General features: G+C 59.9%; 6 protein-coding genes and 1 pseudogene. 3 read left to right on the top strand and 4 right to left on the bottom strand.

The genetic code is table 11. The features are described 5' to 3' along the window. The 4 genes and pseudogenes from PY257_RS00655 to PY257_RS00640 form a co-directional block, all read right to left on the bottom strand. A pseudogene (locus tag PY257_RS00655) lies at window positions 1-557 on the bottom strand (hypothetical protein); the annotation flags it as partial. 24 nt (window positions 558-581) lie between these two features. Then, window positions 582-926 (bottom strand): IclR family transcriptional regulator, encoded by a 345-nt coding sequence (locus PY257_RS00650; protein WP_275737746.1) that lies wholly within the window; start codon window positions 924-926, stop codon window positions 582-584. Further along, window positions 923-1,252, bottom strand: a complete 330-nt coding sequence (locus PY257_RS00645) for a hypothetical protein (RefSeq protein ID WP_275737744.1) — start codon at window positions 1,250-1,252, stop codon at window positions 923-925. Before PY257_RS00645 ends, PY257_RS00650 begins: the two co-directional genes overlap by 4 nt. Continuing rightward, complete coding sequence (locus PY257_RS00640; RefSeq protein ID WP_275737742.1) at window positions 1,249-1,512, bottom strand: helix-turn-helix domain-containing protein; 264 nt, start codon at window positions 1,510-1,512, stop codon at window positions 1,249-1,251. Before PY257_RS00640 ends, PY257_RS00645 begins: the two co-directional genes overlap by 4 nt. Before the next feature lie 102 nt (window positions 1,513-1,614). On the opposite strand from PY257_RS00640, the gene PY257_RS00635 reads away from it, so the two are divergent. The 3 genes from PY257_RS00635 to PY257_RS16290 form a co-directional block, all read left to right on the top strand. Then, window positions 1,615-1,983 (top strand): helix-turn-helix domain-containing protein, encoded by a 369-nt coding sequence (locus tag PY257_RS00635; protein WP_275737740.1) that lies wholly within the window; start codon window positions 1,615-1,617, stop codon window positions 1,981-1,983. Then, window positions 1,976-2,335 carry a hypothetical protein gene (locus PY257_RS00630; protein ID WP_275737737.1) on the top strand — a complete coding sequence of 120 codons (360 nt, stop codon included), beginning with the start codon at window positions 1,976-1,978 and terminating at the stop codon, window positions 2,333-2,335. Before PY257_RS00635 ends, PY257_RS00630 begins: the two co-directional genes overlap by 8 nt. 52 nt (window positions 2,336-2,387) lie before the next feature. Next, a partial coding sequence (locus PY257_RS16290; RefSeq protein WP_419095634.1) for a DUF4124 domain-containing protein occupies window positions 2,388-2,543 on the top strand: 156 nt, incomplete at its 3' end.

Genomic DNA, 2,543 nt, shown 5'->3' with positions numbered 1-2,543 from the left:
TTTTGCTTTTCTGCTTCCTGCCGCTCCTTGCGCACAGCGGCGCGCAGCTCTTTGACAGACATGCGCGCAACGTCGTCTAGGGCCAGCTCGCCGGTCTGGCCGAATTCAGTGAGTTCTTCGAGCTGGCCATCTTCGAGCGGGAGAAGCTCGGCCATCTTTTGGATACCAGCCTTCTCCAAATGCGTCGTAGACGACGCATTTGCGAACCTGCGCGTCACGTTCATGTACCGCTGCGCAGTGACTGGAGCAATGCCAATTCGCTCCAGCGATGGTAGGAATGATCCGTGCGCGCAGCTCTCTCGCAGTAGCAGCAAATACGCGCCCAGCTCGAAGATCGTCATGCCCATGCGGCGCATCGCCTCCTGCGCAGAGTTCTCCAGCACAGCCGGGTCAGTAGAGCCGCTGTAGTTGAGCTGCAACGCCAGGGCGCTGACGCGCGCAGCCTGCTCCTGGTTGATCAACGCCAGCGCATTTGCGGCGCTGACATCGCGGGCGATTTCGTCCTCGCGGAAGATGGGTTCTTTGCTTTGCGGTGCGGGGTTGGGTTTGCGTGCCATGGAATGCTTTTGCAGGTGGTTGGGTTAAAGGGGGGTGGAATAGCGGGAGCTGATCTCGTCGATCTGCCGCCGCGCTGTGTTCAGGTTGGTGGCTACCGTGGTGGCAATGCGCACCAGCGGCACGCCCAGGCGCCAGCGGTTTGCGCCTGGAACGCGCTCGACAAAGCCGGTTTCCGCTTCGAGCGCCGGCAGGGTGACGGATACCCAGGAAGGGTTCACGCCGAGGCCCTTTGCAATGTCGCCGGGCGGCAAGCCCAGCAGCTCGTGGCCGGCCAGCAGGCGCAGCAGGTCGCAGACGCGGCGCGCTGGCTGCGGTAGGCGCGGCTGGGCTGCGGCAGCGGGGTCTGCGCTCTCGGTACGGGTATTCATCGCATCACTCCGCCGGCGATATCGGCCCGCAGGGCGCGTATGCCCACGCCCCAGGTGCGGCGCACCTCGTTCCTGTTGATGCGATCAATCAAGCGATCTATGTCGCCGCAGTGCATCACGCCGAAGTTCATTCCGGGGATTTCCTTGTACCGCTTTCCCCGCTGCACATTGCGGCACGTTACTGACGTGAATGGCGCGTAGTACGTGTATGCAGCTACGCGGCCCATGGGCTTTCCGCCCACTTCTCGCCCTGCTGTTTTTTGCTTGATGACAGCGCACATCAGGGCGTTGCGCACGGCATCGAGAGGGATGGTCTTGTGAGTCATGCCACGGCCCCTGCAACGATGTCATCCGCCGTCAAGCCGAGCTTGTCTTTCTGTCGCCGCAGCCGTGGCTTTTGCGTCAACCAAATTGCGTTGATCGGCTTGCCGATGATTTTTGCAATGCGCTCCTGCACCCTGCGGGAGCGGGCATACCCATAGATGACCTGGGTGACCATGGAGCGCGACAACTTCAGCTCGCCGGCCAGCGCCGTGAGCGTGACGCCCTTGATGCGCAATGCGGCTTTGATTTCTTCCGGATGCATCTGCTACCCTTCTGCTTAACTTGTTAATGTGTCGGCAGCTAGTGCCGTGTTAAGCAAGATTATGGGGTAGTTAACTACCCCAATGCAAGAGGTTTTTTATCTATGAGCGTTGGTCGTCGTTTGGTGGAAGAGCGGGAACGCCTGGGGATGACTCAGGCCGCGTTCTTTACGGCTTGCGGGGTGTCGAAAAAAGCCCAGTTCAATTTCGAGAACGACCACAACATTCCAGGCGGCGCGTATCTGATCGCCGCTGCCGCTATCGGTGTAGATATCGCCTATGTTCTGACGGGACAGCGCGTTGGCGGTGCAATGGCAGCCGCACCTCATCCCATCTCCGCCCTTCCGCCACGCCAGCGAGCCCTGCTGGACAACTACGAGCACACCGACGAGTCAGGCCGCAAGATCATTGAGGCCGCAGCCTCTGCTGCAGCGCAATCGAAGGGGTCTGGCACAGGGAGGCGCAGTGCCTAAATCCGCCGCCGCCACCACATTCGCTGTCTTCGGCAGTCTGCCCGCACTAGTTGCTGGACAGCAACGTGCCAAGCGGGAACAGGTGCGCTGGTTAAGTCTTCTGCATTTAGATGCAGCCCGCCCACAACAAATGGCGGATGCAGCGCTACTTCCGCTTGTTCAATCGGTGTACGCGGACGTGACCACGCATGAGTTGCGGCGCGAACTTGACTACTTGGCAGAGCACGGTCTACTAGTCATCACTGCATACCACGAGTTATGGCGTTTGAAGCTAACCTACCAAGGCATTGATATCGTTGAATACACGACGCCATGCCCGCCCGGTATCGGTCGTCCAACTTTGCCAGGATGAACATTGCCTGGGGTATAAAGCAGCCGAAGTAAGAGTTGGATGGAGATCGAGAATGAAGCACTGCATCGCATTTGCTGTCCTGGCCGTAGCCATGGCACCAGCCTTTGCCGTCAACAAATGCAAGGGTCCGGATGGCAGGGTTGTCTATCAAGACGCGCCTTGCGCGGACGGCCAGGGGAAGAAGCTGGACATTCAGGCCAGCGCACCG

Source organism: Curvibacter soli (assembly GCF_029211125.1).
Classification (GTDB): Bacteria; Pseudomonadota; Gammaproteobacteria; order Burkholderiales; family Burkholderiaceae_C; genus Curvibacter_A; species Curvibacter_A soli.
The sequence above is the reverse complement of the archived record's forward strand: the minus strand, read 5'-3'. Positions and strand labels throughout refer to the sequence as shown.

What these genes read in the sequence shown, in the direction of transcription:
- PY257_RS00645 (WP_275737744.1), bottom strand. Translation starts at nt 1,252, where the DNA reads ATGACTCACAAGACCATCCCTCTCGATGCCGTGCGCAACGCCCTGATG.
- PY257_RS00640 (WP_275737742.1), bottom strand. Translation starts at nt 1,512, where the DNA reads ATGCATCCGGAAGAAATCAAAGCCGCATTGCGCATCAAGGGCGTCACG.
- PY257_RS00650 (WP_275737746.1), bottom strand. Translation starts at nt 926, where the DNA reads ATGAATACCCGTACCGAGAGCGCAGACCCCGCTGCCGCAGCCCAGCCG.
- PY257_RS00635 (WP_275737740.1), top strand. Translation starts at nt 1,615, where the DNA reads ATGAGCGTTGGTCGTCGTTTGGTGGAAGAGCGGGAACGCCTGGGGATG.